The sequence below is a fragment of the Cysteiniphilum sp. GTC20157 genome (assembly GCF_055396795.1).
Genome location: NZ_AP044698.1, coordinates 2,444,488 through 2,460,393, shown reverse-complemented (window position 1 = coordinate 2,460,393; position 15,906 = coordinate 2,444,488). Strand labels below are relative to the sequence as shown.

At 38.4% G+C, this 15,906-nt stretch carries 10 protein-coding genes and 1 pseudogene; 6 read left to right on the top strand and 5 right to left on the bottom strand.

Annotated elements, in window-relative coordinates:
* The first annotated feature begins 148 nt into the window (after positions 1-148).
* Positions 149-571 carry a transcription antitermination factor NusB gene (gene nusB / locus ACZ5V8_RS11125; RefSeq protein WP_440615909.1) on the top strand — a complete coding sequence of 141 codons (423 nt, stop codon included), beginning with the start codon at positions 149-151 and terminating at the stop codon, positions 569-571.
* Positions 572-580: 9 nt separating this feature from the next.
* Here nusB and ACZ5V8_RS11120 read toward each other — a convergent pair whose 3' ends face one another.
* Positions 581-1,783, bottom strand: a complete 1,203-nt coding sequence (locus ACZ5V8_RS11120; protein ID WP_464217820.1) for a hypothetical protein — start codon at positions 1,781-1,783, stop codon at positions 581-583.
* A 170-nt stretch (positions 1,784-1,953) separates the two neighbouring features.
* Positions 1,954-6,327, bottom strand: a complete 4,374-nt coding sequence (locus ACZ5V8_RS11115) for an RCC1 domain-containing protein (RefSeq protein ID WP_464217819.1) — start codon at positions 6,325-6,327, stop codon at positions 1,954-1,956.
* Positions 6,328-6,553: 226 nt separating this feature from the next.
* On the opposite strand from ACZ5V8_RS11115, the gene ACZ5V8_RS11110 reads away from it, so the two are divergent.
* From ACZ5V8_RS11110 to ACZ5V8_RS11100, 3 genes are all read left to right on the top strand, one after another.
* Complete coding sequence (locus ACZ5V8_RS11110; protein WP_464217818.1) at positions 6,554-7,486, top strand: LysR substrate-binding domain-containing protein; 933 nt, start codon at positions 6,554-6,556, stop codon at positions 7,484-7,486.
* 98 nt (positions 7,487-7,584) lie between these two features.
* Positions 7,585-9,318: a phospholipid carrier-dependent glycosyltransferase gene (locus tag ACZ5V8_RS11105; RefSeq protein WP_464217817.1), complete on the top strand. Its 1,734-nt coding sequence runs from the start codon at positions 7,585-7,587 to the stop codon at positions 9,316-9,318.
* Positions 9,308-10,804, top strand: coding sequence for a hypothetical protein (locus ACZ5V8_RS11100; protein WP_464217816.1), 1,497 nt, complete (start codon positions 9,308-9,310; stop codon positions 10,802-10,804). The genes ACZ5V8_RS11105 and ACZ5V8_RS11100 overlap by 11 nt, the downstream gene beginning before the upstream one ends.
* Positions 10,805-10,814: 10 nt before the next feature.
* Here ACZ5V8_RS11100 and ACZ5V8_RS11095 read toward each other — a convergent pair whose 3' ends face one another.
* From ACZ5V8_RS11095 to ACZ5V8_RS11085, 3 genes are all read right to left on the bottom strand, one after another.
* Entirely contained in the window at positions 10,815-11,693 is an 879-nt protein-coding gene (locus ACZ5V8_RS11095) for a hypothetical protein (protein WP_464217815.1), read from the bottom strand.
* A 189-nt stretch (positions 11,694-11,882) separates the two neighbouring features.
* A complete protein-coding gene (locus ACZ5V8_RS11090; protein WP_464217814.1) occupies positions 11,883-12,845 on the bottom strand; it encodes a queuosine precursor transporter in 963 nt (320 codons plus the stop codon).
* Between the two features lie 21 nt (positions 12,846-12,866).
* The gene (locus ACZ5V8_RS11085; RefSeq protein ID WP_464217813.1) at positions 12,867-13,454 is read right to left on the bottom strand and encodes a hypothetical protein; all 588 of its coding nucleotides are present in this window, start codon (positions 13,452-13,454) and stop codon (positions 12,867-12,869) included.
* A gap of 282 nt (positions 13,455-13,736) precedes the next feature.
* Between ACZ5V8_RS11085 and ACZ5V8_RS11080 the strand changes: the two are divergent.
* Together ACZ5V8_RS11080 and ACZ5V8_RS11075 are read left to right on the top strand one after the other, a co-directional pair.
* Positions 13,737-14,443 (top strand): annotated as a pseudogene (locus ACZ5V8_RS11080) (ISAs1 family transposase).
* A gap of 109 nt (positions 14,444-14,552) precedes the next feature.
* Positions 14,553-15,878, top strand: a complete 1,326-nt coding sequence (locus ACZ5V8_RS11075; RefSeq protein WP_464217812.1) for an MFS transporter — start codon at positions 14,553-14,555, stop codon at positions 15,876-15,878.
* The last annotated feature ends 28 nt before the right edge of the window (positions 15,879-15,906 follow it).

The following is a 15,906-nucleotide window of genomic DNA, read 5'->3' as shown; positions in this document are numbered from 1 at the left end:
ACCATAAGTATAGATTAATAATCATTGAAATCAGCAATTGACGCTCAAAGTTTAATAAAAAAATAATTAGCGCTATCACATTATCGAGTGATTAGGTATAATTTGCGATCGTATTTTAACTGAGCTAGCATTTTTTAAGGTTTTGCCGATGTCATTAAAAGTCAAAGAGCGCAGACGCGCGCGTTTTCATGCCGTGCAGGCTCTATATCAGCAATCATTGGCGCATACACAAGTCAACGAATTGAAATTGCAATTCTATGCTGACAATGTTGATCGTCATTCCGTTGAGTGGGATTTTTTCTATCGCTTAATCGATGGAGTTGCTAAGAATAAAGACGCCATTGATCAGAAAATCAATCATTATGCGATCAATGATTTGGCGTCAATTAATCCGATTGATTTGGCGATTTTACGCTTAGGCGCTTATGAGCTCATCGATTGTTTAGATGTACCTTATCAGGTTGTTCTAAATGAGTATGTTGATCAAGCAAAAGAATTGGGTACTGAAGAAGGGCATCGTTTCGTCAATGGGCTCTTGGATAAAATTGCTAAAGAAATGAGAAAGCAGTAGTTAACTATTTTAGCTTGATGGTAAGCTCTCGCACAGTGGAGTATATTTAATTTGATTATAATCATTAAATGTTGCAGGACAGAAATCACACAATGAAGAATAGCATTCTTTAACAATGTCACTGCCTTGTTGTTTCACATCTTCACATGAACTTAAATAGGCATTATATGTGCTTTCAACACTGCTACTGCTTTCAACGCTCCCTAGTACACCAACGACAATTGTGCTAGGTGGTGACTTTGTTTGACATAGATTATCAGCAGGTCCATTGTCTGCCCAGTCAACTGTCCAGTAAACAATTGCATCTGTTCCATCATCTGCCTGACATGTCGTTGTGTATGCAGGTGTTGCTGTCAGATAAGTTGTATTACCAACTGTAACGGGAATATTAACAACCGATAAGTTTCCTCCTGTGACGTTAAAGTAATAGTAGTATTCATAGGTATGGGATAATTTTTCTGAAATTACTAACCCTTCAAGGAATGAAGCCACACCTCCAACCAACATTCCTGGAGAGCCGGCTATCAGTTCAGCAATACCAATAGCTATTTTGGCATATTTGAGATCATTGCCAGCAGAATAAGCTTTCCAAGGTGAAGATTCTGGTGTTTTTGTAACAAAAAAGTTTATTGACTCAGAGCAAGTGACTGTAGTATTGCCATTTCCAAGGTTAGCATTTAAGGTGATATTATTGAAAGAAAAACTTATGTTTGCCGAAGTGGGCATACTATGATGGGTAATCGAGGCGTTATAGATTCCAACTTTGTTAGATGAATTATCTCCATACCAACTTGTGGCGCCACTGCCATATTCTGCATTCAATTTTACGTTCCAGAAGCCGAAATCAGGCGATGCCACTTCAGGAAACGTCACTCCTGAAACTGAGGAGGAAGTGAAGTTACTATCATCTATGCCATAAAACCGAATAGAGAGAACTGTACTAGAATCATTTATGCTTATAGATGGTGTTGATGCATTATTTTCAGGACAATTAGCGCCACTAGTACCAGTAAAGGTGGTACAACTTCCTGATCCTTGACTGCTGCCTCCCGACACTTGATACATAAAAGAAGGAAGGTTGCTTGGCATAGTATCGTTTTTGATGTAAGATTCAAAGCTAACACCATTGGCAGCTTTAATGTACATTGGGGGTGGTGTACCAGCAAAGCATATTTGCGCTAAAAGAATAGAAACGAGGGCTGTAGGTCTCATAAAGAATATCTCCTTTTTCATTAGTTTATTAGTTTTAAATAGGGAGGATAAAGGCATTCAAGTTAACTATACCCACTAATCTTTTGTTGATCAGTTTAGTTGAACATGCTGATAATGCCATGATAGATGCCTTAATCCTTGGCAAGAAGTCCATTGATATTTTTAATCAGTTAATTATTGTAAGGCTTAGCAAGTTTAGGAGAATATGCATCTTGGGTGCTGTTATTACCTACTTGCCCATCATTGTTGTTACCAAAGCAATATGCTTTTTGGTCGTTACTGACAAAGCAGTAGCCGCTATAAATCTTTTCAATGGTTTCAGAAACTGAAACCTCACCTTGAATAACTGCAACAGGTGTTTTTTTGCTTGAGGTATTACCTGTGCCAAGATTACCATCACCACCTTTGCCAAAGCAGTACAGCTTATTGTCAGCCTGTATGCACGTTGCCCTGGTTCTGACCATAACATCTTGCATAACAGCCGCTGTTGGAATGGCGCCTGCATGAACTCTAACGGGTACTTTGCTATCGGTTTGATTGTTGATTCCAAGCTGTCCATCACTATTTTCTCCCCAACAATAAACGTAGTTATCATTAGCTATTGCACAAGAATGACTGCCTCCAGTAATTACTTTGGTATAATAAGCACCTTGAGTGAGATCACCCTGTGCAATCGCGACAAAACTATTTTTAGATTGAGTGCTATTATTACCCAAGCGTCCGTTGTCACCTCTGCCGCTACAATAGATCCAGTTATTGCTTGCAAGCACACACGTATTGTCACCAGAAATACTGACTTGCTTGATAGTCTCTCCTGATGGGATGGCACCTTGTGGTACTGCGGTCGGGATATATAATTTAGTGTTTTGAGTGCTTGCCCCAGCTAGTTCACCGTTGCTATTGTCACCCCAGCAATATAACTTTTCGAGATCAGTTGTTGCACAAACATGATCATCACTAACCACAATATCTTGGTAGTTCAGCCCATCCTGTATTACTTTTTTGGGACTAGTTGTTGAAGACAAAATATTATCATTAATACCTAATTGACCATCACGGTTATTTCCCCAGCAGTAAGCCTGACCATTGCTATCAAGTACACAGGTAGTATCTGTCCCTGTTTCAATGCTATGAAGCGTCGCGTCAACAGGAATCTCGCCTTGTGAAACCGCAACTGGTTTAGTTGCAGAACCTGAAAATGAGCTCCCTAATCTGCCGTTATCCGAGGCTCCCCAACAATAGGCTTTGTTATCATGCCCAATACCGCAAGTACCCAAGGAAGAGTAACTGCTAGATAAAGTCTTCCAAGCATAACTTTGGATATTAAATTCAACGATAGAATTGCTGATTGCCATATCATTATTGGCGTAGATGTTAAGTGTATAACTGCCAACAGCTAATGATCCACTGGTGGTGACGTGCACTTGACAGGTTAAGCTTTGCTCAGATTGCGATAAGGTGCAGATACCACTCTCCGCGCCATCGATTAGAATATCTGGTGAACTTGAGCTAATGGTAAAGCTTTGATCGGTTGCTGTTTCAGTAAACCAATTTTCAGGGGCATGAATCAAAAGATCAAAGCTCTCACCAGCGACAACAGCGGTGATATTTTGACCGTTGGCAACAAGCTCAGCTGAAGCAATGCCATGATCAATAATGCTTACCGTACCAATATTAAAATCATTTTGTGCCAAGTTACTGTTATTCCCCATATCCAAGGCGAATCCATAGTCTGTAGGGACGCTATTAGCAGAAACTTCTAAACCAATATAACAATAATTACCACTGGCAACGGCAGCACCACTTAAACAGCTTGGGCTAAGGCTGGAGTCAGTTAATTGTAAACCAGTTAGATCATCACCTGTAAGTCGATAATTAGCATTATCTGTTGAGGGTAACCAATCAACATAAGGTTCGTTGTTAATAATTTTTAAATCATAATGTTTAGTACTTGTTAGTGGAACATTAATAGCTGCCTCTGGTGCAGCATAGCTTAATTCATTAACAAAATTTGTTTTGAAGGACATCTCTAAGGTCGTTGCTAGTAGTTCAGATTCAATATTAGGAGTTAGTGTTAGATTAAAATAATTCCCTGACTGTTCATTGGCATCAGGTGTGACATCAAAAGCAACATAACAGATTGCCCCACCTGCCAGCGTCATACTATCTTCGCACAATGTCATCTCGGGTGACGAGGTTTGTTGCGACAAGGTAACTCCTGTAGGTAAATTGTGATCAAACGTTATAGTGTGCGCTTCATTTGAGGTATTAATGATAGGGATATAACGTAGACCAGCTTGGCTAAAAACAACTTCTTGGGTTAATAGCCCATCATCAAATGTCGGGTACAGCAGATTGCTAATGGCTGGATAAAAAGTATCTATGGCGTTATTTGAACTAAAGCCAAACACCTTCTCTAATGAAGCATTAGGATTATTGTTATTTGTTACTTCTGCTTGATGTGCCACAAGTGCTTGCTGTAAATCTGCAATTGTTTTTCCTGCTAATAACGGTAATGTCACCGATTGTGTTTCATTCGCTGTCAATATTGTCATGTTATCAAGCGCTTGAAAATCAACGATATCCTGTAGCCACTGAGGAGAGGTGGCATCTAAATATTGTAGTACCTTATTGGTATTATTTGTTAAATTGATATGCAAGCCTTCGGTGTCAAATGTGATCACATTGTTAGGTGTTTGTGATAGCTGACTTAAATACACGAGCCCCTCAAGAGAGGCGTCTGGATCATTTAGATCAACAATATTGATCTGAGCTGTTAGCGAATCTGTTGTTGAGTCAGCCCATAAAACCTCTACGCTAGTAATTTCACTCAATAACCCAAGGTCAGAGCTCGAAATATCAAGCTTGGCAGTGCAAGGTACATTGATTTTATCCCCAATTTGACAACTATATTTGACGCTTGTATCTAAAGTGTATGGTATGTCAAATGGCAGTTTAAAGCCGTATAATACCTTAGCTTCAAGCGGTGATAAGAGCAAATAAATCGAGAGATCTTTTCCCGTTGCGATGGTTTTTGGCGTGCGTTCATTATCGATAGAAATGCCATTGCTAGAATATTGTGGTAGTATGATTTCATCAACAGTATTGCTATTGCTTATTACAAGTTTCAAAGGTTCAGGGTGTGTACTTGCTACGGCAGGATTTATAATAAGAGAGCAGCTTGCGCCTGGTGATACAACCTTGCCCAAGAGGCATGAAGAGGAGCTTAAAATATTAACTTGATTGCTAATGTCTACACCTGCATCATCGTAGATTTTATAATCATCGATTAATGTTGAAGGTTTGAAATTAACATTGCTATTATTGATTAACTTGATGATATTGTCGTGCTGGTGAATCAATGCGCTTAACGGGTCAACGTTTAGCTTTACATTCGTATCCATTGCCAATGTTGTGGTTATATCGTCAAGCTGATATTTTGAGTCGGTGACAAAGGTGATATCAGTCTCAAAACTTGAAATACCGGTATTGCTAACATATTGACCGACAATTAGCTTTACCTGACAGCTTGCACCAGCGGCAAGAGGTAGAGTGCACAAAGAGAAATCAGCGCTGACACCATCTATTTGCGGGGAGAATTGTGCATCAAGGTTATGTATTGGGTCACTGGTTAGGTTTTTAAGTGTGATGATTTTCTCTAGATTATTGTCTGCATTGAGGTGATATTCGCTTTGGGTGTTGTCAGCAGATAAAGTCATCAGACTAAAAGATGGCGTTAGATCGACTTTTTGCCCTCTTTGTTCATTGGTTTTAACGTATAAGAAATTGCTTATTGAGGCTTGATCTAGTTGATCTTTCCAAGCTTTTAATGCTGCAAGCGCCTCTGCTGAGTTATCCGTTTCAAATTTTAGCGTTGTAGCTTGTCCGCTTTTCAATGTTGTAATACTATTTAAAGCGTGGATATACCCGCGCACCGACTCAGGGAAAATGATTTGTGGGTTTTGTAATACTTTTGCCGATGCGTTAACGATTCCAATGGCTGTTTGTAATCCTGGGGAGAATGCGCCGACACTTGTGACTTGAATATCTGAGTGATTAAATAAATCGTCACTCTCAGGTTTGAAGTCGATATCAATTGGTGTTGTTACGGTACCTGTGGTTGTTTCATAGACAAGTTGACCGTGGTAACTTACATTATCAGTTGTTGATGTAATTTCATAATGATCTTCACAGTGTTCACCAGCCTTTAGCTGTAATCCTTCATAGCAGCCACTATTGCTTTGAAGTGTATTGGCTTGTACATCGCTTAATTGTGGCGAGAAGTATTTGGCAGTGATTTGTGCAGGTTCTGCGCTCATACCAAAGGTTGAAATTTCTGCGCTAAGCTGTGTACTGTATAGTGCTTTCTCACCATTGATAACATTATCTGGTGTATCCATTGTTACTGCAGCATTAATTTTTGTTTGTGCTGTTGGTGTTGCTTCTTCTGAAGTCCCGCCACCTCCACAGGCTGCTAAAGATAAGCCACTGAGTGTCAGTGTGCATAGTGTGTAAAGTTTGTTAAATTGAGCGATCTTTTTCATGATGTTTTCCTCAGAGTTGTTGAACAGGGCAAGGTGATAGATATAGCTAGCCTTGGTTGAATGCATTATGGTCAGTTTGTCTTTGGAATAATATGTCAAAGTGTGCACTCGGGTGTGCGGGTGTGCACCGAGGTAGATCGTGGATAGATTTGGTGTGGTTCGCTTTTTGAAGATAATTGACTATATTCAATGCATATTGATGAATATGCACGCTAAGGAATGCAGTATGTATAATGATTTTTTTATTGATGCGGCTACATTGGTAGAGTTAATTAAAGCTGGATCTATTTATGCTTTGGCTGAAGCAACAGGAGAACATAGAACAACGATTTCACGCAGAATACAACGTTTGGAGTTTCATCTTAAAAATAATGTTATCAATAATAGAGGCGGGAAAATAGAGCTAACTTCTTATGGTGTCGAGTTAATTCCACGCTTAAACACGATGACTAATCAAGTGAATCAATGTTATTCCGCACTGATGAATCAATCAGAAACTAAAGCAACACAAATTCGCTTTTTTAACAACATTAGTATTTATTATTTTTTTCTTGAATCATGTCTTAAATCATTACTAAACATCGATCGCAAGCTCTCAATTGAAATGGTGAGTTATAGCTATTACCAGATGCTAAATTTTGGTTTGGTCTCAAAGGCATTATTTGATCAGTTTGATGTGATATTCATTCACGAGTCACTTATTCACTTAATTAATGATCAAGAGTGGATCATGAAAATAAAGCTAGAAACCACTCATAAATTATATGCAAGTCAATTATATTTAAAAGATCATTCATCAATCAATAGTATCAAGGATTTAAGCCAACATGTCTGCATCTATAATAATCTCTTCCCAACTAAGACATGGCTATTACGCGATGCTGATTCTGAGCATACCTTGAACATAGAACAAAGCATTGGCTGTGACTCGGTCATTATGCAACATAAGCTAACAAAGGCAGGTTATGGTATTAGTTTGATGCCTGAATCAATAATAAAAGCAGATGGCGATCAAATAGTTAATATTTTACCGGAGTTTTCTAGTGGTTCTTCCGGTAGTTACTTTTTGGTGAATAGTGAATCGTACAAAAATCCAATTATAAAAAAAGCAGTTGACGTTATTTCCTCATTCTTACAAACATCTAATTTCTGGCAATAGTTTATGAATGAATATCTCAATGAATGGTATATGCCACTATAAAATATAACCTAAGATGTATATAATCTGTTGAGCTTCAAATATAGGTTATAGACACGATGGAAAAAAAGATAAGCCGTCTTCGCTGGCAAATGGATCGCGTATTTTGGTGTGATTTACTGTTGATAACAATCATTATGGCAATCGCCTTGTGTCTTTATGGTCTGCCGGTGCTGTTTACGCCTGATGAAGGACGTTATGCTGAGATTGCACGCGAGATGGTCGTTAACCACCAATATATCGTACCGCACCTAGATGGAGTGATTTATTTTGAAAAGCCGCCAATGATTTATTGGTTAACAGCTTTGTCGCTCAAGATCTTTGGCTTCAATATTTGGGCGGCTCGCCTACCTAATCCGGTGTTATCGATTATTGGTGTGTGGTTTGTATATCTCGTTTGTCGTATTGTCTATCAAAAGCGCCGTGTATCACTATGGGCTGCACTGATTACGGGGACGTCGATTTTATATTTAGGTGGAGGACGCTATTTAAACCTTGATGCCGGTGTCGCCTTTTTCTTAACGATAACCATGTTGTCATTTTGGGCATCAAGACAATATCGCCAGACAAGTTGGCAGGCAAATATATGGTTATTAAATGCCTTTATTTTCTCGGGGCTTGCAGTGATGACCAAGGGTTTAATTGGCATTGTCTTTCCGATGATGATTATTGGTTTATGGGCGCTTATCGTTGGCAGATATCGCCTGCTGTTAGATTATCGCTTATATCTTGGCTTAATCGTCGTTTTAATCATTTCAGTGCCATGGATTGTTGCGGTTAATAACGAGCACCCTGAGTTTTTCCATTATTATGTGATTGTTCAACAAATCTTGCGTTATGCTACGGATGAGCAAGGGCGACAAATGAGTAAATTTGTCTATTTTGGTATTTTTATTATTGGCTTTTTCCCTTGGTTTGGCTTTTTACCACAAGTCTTTAAATCAGTATTAACTAAGCTCAAAACACGTAAAAAGCATGAAAATGAGTGGTTTTTATTTGTCTGGGGCATGGCAATTTTACTATTTTTTGCGTTTTCAAAATCGATTTTAATGGGCTACTTAATTCCGGTGGTGACACCCTTTGCGATCTTGATCGCGCGACGCATTGACAAGATACTTAATGAGTCGACATTACGTAAGTCAACCAAGGCAAGTATTATTGTTTCATTGGTGTTTTTCATTATTATTGCGATTGCTTTTGTGATCTTGCCATTTATTCCTAATTTTGCGATGTTCTTTAATGAAATTGCAGGGTTTTATTGGCCGGCGGCACTTGTGTCTCTTATCACTGCGATTGCAGGATTTGTTTATTTAAAGCGCAATAATCTCAAAGCGATTATGTTATGGTTTGTCTGTGCGATGATGATTATATTGAATTTGGGCTGGTCAGGTTCGCAGTATTTTGCACAAAAAACAGTGCGTCCACTGACGAATATTGTCGCCCCTTTGCTTAAAACCTATCCGCAGGCGATTGTCGCAAACTATGGTGGTTACTATTATGATGCACAGTTTTATTTGGATCGCTTGACGTGGATTGTTGCCAATGAAGGTGAGCTTGCCAATACTGCCAAAATGCCAAACTCAGGTGCTGATAAAACGCTAAGAACCGCAGATCAATTCTGGCCAGTATGGCGAAGTGATCGTCGTGTTTTTGTATTAACTGATGAGAATAACTACAACGCATACTTTAAGGCAGGGCAGCCTTATCAAGGGTATTTGTTGGCAGAAACACCAAAGCGCTTTTTGTTGACAAACCACCCCTTAGCAGAAGCAGCCTTTATGCATGGAGCGTAATACAATGGATAAAAACTATCAGTATTTACACGATAAGTTCAAGTATATTCATGATCTTAATCACGCACTTGAGATGCTGTGCTGGGATGAGGATGTAATGATGCCAACAGGGGGTGCCAAAGCACGTAATAGTGCATTAGCCAGTCTCACAACAACCATTCATCAGCAGTTAAACTCACCTGAAGTGGCGAGTCGTTTGCAGGATATCGATGAAAACGCTTTAGATCAATGGCAATTGGCTAATATTAAGCATATGCGTAAAGCTGTTGTTAATGCGACGATTTTGCCTGAGCGCTTAGTGGCTGACTTGGCAGTGACAACCAAAGAGTCGACACAAGCATGGCGCACGCTACGTGGTCAAAACAATTGGCATGACTTCATGCCGCTTTTGAGCAAAACCGTTGCCTTGGTAAAACAAAAAGCAAAGATCAAAGCGGAGTATTATGGTGTTGATGCCTATGATGCGCTGCTTGATGAGTTCTCCCCAGGAGTTAATGGGCAATATATCGATCCGATATTTGATGAGCTTAAACACTTTTTGCCGCAAGCTATTCCAATGATTGTTGATAAACAAAGTGGTAAGGTGGGTTTGCCATTTAACCAAACCTTTGCCATCGATAAGCAATATGCATTATCACATGATCTGATGCGTGTTATTGGTTTTGATTTTAACCATGGTCGCATTGATACCTCACAGCATCCTTTCTGTGGTGGGGTGCCTTCTGATGTGCGTATCACCACACGCTATAATGAGCAGGACTTTTTATCCAGTGCCTTAGCGGTATGTCATGAAACGGGGCATGCCTTGTATGAAATGGGTTTGCCGCAAAAGTATATTACACAACCTGTAGCCAAAGCGTTGGGTATGGCAGTACATGAGAGTCAATCATTGCTTGTTGAAATGCAAGCGTGTAGTAGCCCTGAGTTTATTGGTATTCTCGCGCAATATGCAGAGCGTCATTTTGGTCAAGATGACAGCCTATCAACAGATAACTTGATGAAGCATTTACTAAAAGTGAGACCTGATTTTATCCGTGTTGACGCCGATGAAGTCACTTATCCACTGCATGTGATCTTGCGCTATGAGATTGAAAAAGCGCTCTTTGCCGATGAGATTACTGTGGCAGATCTGCCGGCTATCTGGCAAGAGAAAATGAGCGCTTATCTCGGGGTTGATACAACGAATAATTATAAAGATGGTGTAATGCAGGATGTACACTGGTCATCTGGTGATTTTGGATATTTCCCATCATATGCATTAGGGGCGTTATTAGCGGCACAATTATTTGCCGCAGCTAAGCACAGTAATCCCGCGATTATGTCTAGCATTGCGCAAGGTGATTTCAAGCCATTAATGATGTGGCTTAATCATAATATTCACCAATATGGCGCGCTATATACTTTTGATGAGTTGGTCACAAAAGCTAGTGGCAAAAGTTTAGATGCGAGCGCTTATATCGCGCATATTAAAGCACGTTATATGTAGCCTTTGAATTTTAGAATTGTTGAACACCGGCAACTTGCCATAAGTGTTCGCCATCTTTGCGTGTGAAGTGCCAGATTTCTTCAAAGTTTTGCCAGTCACTATGAGCATCTTCTTTAACCTGTCCAACAAACATGACACTGGCAATATATTGATTTGCTTGACGATCACAGCTCATGACTTTGCAGCTAAGGTCTTTAAATTGCGCTAATTCCTCATTGTGCTCAATGTCATTTAAGACACTATGGTAGAGATCTTCAGTAATATAGCTTCTGATCTTTTCAAGACCTTCTTTATTGTTCAAGGCTTGTAGTTGATTAAATAAGTTTAACGCTTGGTGATTAAAGACGGTCTCAGGTGTACCATCAGCTAATTGACCATTAACAATGCCATTACTTGACTGTGTTGATTGACTGTGCTCAGCCGAAGCTTCTTGGGCATTGCCAGTAAACGCATTGGTAGCGGTATGTAGTGGTGATGCTTGATTATGTGATGCATTATTATGATTGTTATTGTGCATTTGTTGCTGCATTGCCTTTCTACGCATAAAGAAAACAAACAGTGCGATCAGTGCAATAACAATGAGTAATCCCGTCATACCATGCGCACTAAAAAGCCAAGCAAAAAGCGCACCTAATCCAAGCGCGGTTAAAATCTTACCAAAGGTGCCCATGCCACCTTTTTTCTGAGCAGTGCTGCCAGCAGCTGTGCTATTGTGTGTTTGTGTTGGTGCTGAGCGGCTAAAGCCATGGCTTGAACCACCGCCAAAACGCTTGGCTTCAGCTAACTGAAAGCCTGACATTGCTAACAGCATAAATGAGAAGATCACGCCAATTTTCTTAAGCATCGTATCGTATCCTTTGGTTTTGCTAAATGAAATCTTGCCAATCATAACCAAAAGCTGCTATAGAAACCAGTTGAATATTTCAGCAGGGTAATTGTCGAATTGAATCAAATTAAAAGGCATTGAAATATAAAATTAGGTGGTCATATGAAGTTTGCAAGTTATTTTAGATAAACATCCAAATTACAAATTTCCATATATGGCAAGTCTAGTCTTCTTAATTTCAAAGTAAGCTAATCATAGTAGGATACAGCTTTTTTCTTTTTTATTATTGTATTTATTGGTATCAGCTGAATAATTGGTTTCTGTAGTGAAAAAAATAAAGTTAGTATTTAAGTCATATCTATCCATTTGCTCAAATTGTTTAATTTTCTTAGTGAGTGGGATAGAGAAGCTTAAGCCGATAAGTTCAATGCCGACCTTAACCAACCACATGACAATAAGCAAAGACCATAAGTCGTTGTAACTAAACAAAGTAATAAGTGCTATATGCGAGAAAATAAATGAATCCAAAAAGGCAGCGACAAAAGTGGAGCCAACGAATCTGCCCGCCATAAATTTACCTTTCATGAGAATTTTGAGCTTTGCCATAATAAATGAGTTCATTGGTTCGGCTATCCAGTAGCTAATAAAACCCGAAATAATAAATAGCATATTTAGAGAGACCACCTGATCAAACATAGCGTTTTGATCTGCTGCAAAAGCGGGGCTACCAGATTCCTTAACTAAAAATCCATAGGCAAAAAAGAATATGCTAAATAAAAACCCAAACCATATGCTTTTTCTTGCGTATTTATAGCCATAAACCTCGGTAATAATGTCGCTAATTAAGAAGGTTAATGGAAAAATTATGGTGCCAGCATCAGTAGATATTCCAAAAAATTCGACGATTCTAGGGTTAAACCAATTGGCAAGTAAGATGACAATGACGTAAATCATCATAAATAGCCATAATAATTTAAAGTCATTTACTCCAGATAAAAGGTTTGCAAAAAAACTTTGTGTGTCAGATATATTATTTCCATTTTTGATGAAGGTTGTAATTCTTTCTTGAATTATATGCTGTGAATCGCGATTAAAATATTGTAACTTGTCTTTAGAATAGTGCATTGAATGCACTATTCGACAGCACTCTTCACGATAATAAAGTTTGAACCCATTCTCCGCAGGAGTTACATCTTCAATAATATAGTTATGCATTCTCAAATACCTTTAAATTTCCTAAGCGAAAAAAACATCAATAATTTTTCCTTTTAGAGTTATTTCTTCCTGTTTATAAGTTAGCGTATTAAAAATATCGATATAATTTTTGCCTGATTTCCTAGCTATGCAAAATTGGTATTTTACACATAAGAGATAGTTTCCTTTTCCTTTGTTTTTACTGTCGACAATGATTATCTCATCCTTACTCAACGCATTGTAAGGACTGTTGGTAATTTGATAAGCCTCAAGATTATCTGGGTTTACAGAGGATGTGATTTTTATAGTTCTAGTTTGCAGAACATTATTATCAGCATCTTTTATTTGAATGGATCTTTGTATGTAATGATTGTTTTCTTCTACATCAACCTCAAGAAAATCTTTGTATTGAAAGATAAAGCCTTCCTCTTTAAAGTATTGTATCACTTTTGCCAACACTGAAATGGTTGGCTCGTGTGACTTCCCATTGAGTAAATCATAAAAGCGTTTTCTTGATATGCCCATATGTGAGCAAGCCTTAGCAATATTAAAGCGCTCGCCATCTTTATTTTCTTTGAATAGCAAGGCATCACTTAAAAGCTGCGATGTTTTAATTGCATCATATTTCATTTTTTTACCATGCCCTTGTTGACTTAGTTATTTTATGCCTTTATAGTGTGCGTATATGCACATATTCTACCAATGAATAACTTAAGTGTAAAGGCGGGGGCAGGCAGGTGGCTAATCTTACAGTGGGGACTGGAAAATAGGTTAGCTCACCGCCAAGTGAAATCATACCATACTATAAAATTAATAATATAGGCTATCTGCTTTTGTTATCAGGGCAATCGCATTTAAAAGTTGTTGATTTCTGGTGAGTTTTGTGAAAAATTCTGGAAATAAAGCCCACCCATGACAAAAAGTACAGCAACTTCATCAGTATTCACACATTTTGAGACTATAAAAGATCCGAGAGTTAATAGATGCAAGAAACATAAGCTGATGACATCTTATTTATGACTTTAATTGCTGTCATTTGCGGCGCGGATAATTGGGTGGCAATAGAGGTATTTTGTAAAGCAAAGAAAGATTGGTTAACAGATGTGCTTAAACTAAAGAATGGTATTCCCTCGCATGACACATTTGGTAATGTATTTGCCATGCTTGATACAGAGCAATTTAGCGAGTTTTTTACTCATTGGATGCGTGATATTGATTGGTTACAAGAGCATCATAATTGACCATATTTAAAAAGTATAACAGCAGTGACCTCAAAAAGAGAAGTTAGGGATAGCGAAGCTGAGTCAGGTTATAAAGAAAGTCTGGAAACACGCTATTTTATTAGCTCAGTAAGTGCAGATAAAGTTGAGAAGATATCGACTGCAATTAGGGCGCACTGGGGCATTGAGAACCAATTACATTGGTCATTAAATATGTCATTTGATGAAGACCATTCACGAGCGAGAGTTCGTAATAGTGCTGCCAACTTGAGTACTATTAGGCATGTTACATTAAATTTAATAAACAAAGAGAGGACAGCTAAAGTTGGCGTTAAAACTAAACGCTTGAAAGCTGGATGGGATGAACAGTATTTACGAAAAATCATTCAGGGGATTTAAATGCGATTGCCCTGGAAACCAGTTGAATATTTCATCGCGAAATTGATGGTCTTGCAAATTTGACAAGTCAGTTTCAATAATGTTAGGGTAAAAATAACAATCGATCATTATGGAGATGTTATTTTATCTTGAGGACTTTTCCTCAAAATTTAATATAGTTATGTTTTATCAAACACTAAGATTATTAAAAATTTCACTTGGAAACGTTATTGAATGGTATGATTTCAGCCTTTATGGTTATTTTGCAGTAGCGATAGCAGCAACGTTTTTTCCTAGCTCAAGCCCTTTTATTTCATTATTGGCCACTTTTGCAGTCTTCGGAGCTGGATTTCTAGCCCGCCCTGTAGGTGCTTTTGTTTTTGGGCATTTAGGCGATAAAGTTGGTCGTCATTATGCAATGAATCTTTCTATTGCTATGATGGGATTGGCAACAGTTGGAATGGCATTTTTACCAGGTGTCTCAACGATAGGTATTATGGCGCCTGTGTTGCTAGTTTTACTTAGAATGATTCAAGGCTTATCCGCTGGTGGTCAGTTTGGCAATCTGTTAACGATTACGACAGAAGATGATGATTATCGTTTAAAAGGTTTAAACATAGGTATTGCATATTCAGTATCCGTTATTGGGTTCTTGTTGGCAGCCTTTGTTAGCGTTACCGTTGTTAAGTTAATTCCTGATTCATTGTCTGAATATGCTTGGCGAATTCCATTTTTAATAAGCGCTGTTCTTCTAATAGCTCAGATTTTTTTAAAAGAGAAGGATGTCGATCAAGATATCGTAGACTCCAAAGATAAAATGAAAGTCTCACCAATTAAAATAGTCTTTACAAAGCACAGAAGAAGCCTTTTTTGTGTCATTATACTTTCGGCTGTTGCCGCATCTTTGTTCTATATTCTGGCAACTTACCTTGTGACTTATATGACGCAACATATTGGGTTAAGTCAAGCGACAGCTTTAGGTATTAATAGCTTGGCTCTTAGTTTGATATGTATTATGGTTCCGCTTTCAGGGCTGCTTTCAGACTATTGGGGCCGAAAGAGATCCTTAAACGCGTGCCTCATATCAATGATAGTGTTGTCGGTGCCGGCAATGCTGTTGTTCAACTCAGCAAGTTATGTGCTTATTATTGTAGCCACTGTTTTAATAACAGCACTTGTATCCTTGCTTCAAGGAGTTGCCACGCCTTTGTACTCTGAGCTTTTCCCAAAAGATGTGCGTGCTTCAGGTTGCTCAATTGCATATGGCATAGGAGTTTCCATCTCTGGCTTTGCACCAATGTTTGCAGATGTGTTTGTTAATATGTCACCATCATATGGTTTAATTTATTTTATTTATGCATTGATTATTGTTGGTGTTATAACCACCTTTTACTTGCCAAGTAATAAAGTCAGACACATAGAATATCTTCGTGTTCGTTCATTATTGGTGGCATAGGTAATTTATCAACTATACTCAATCTAAG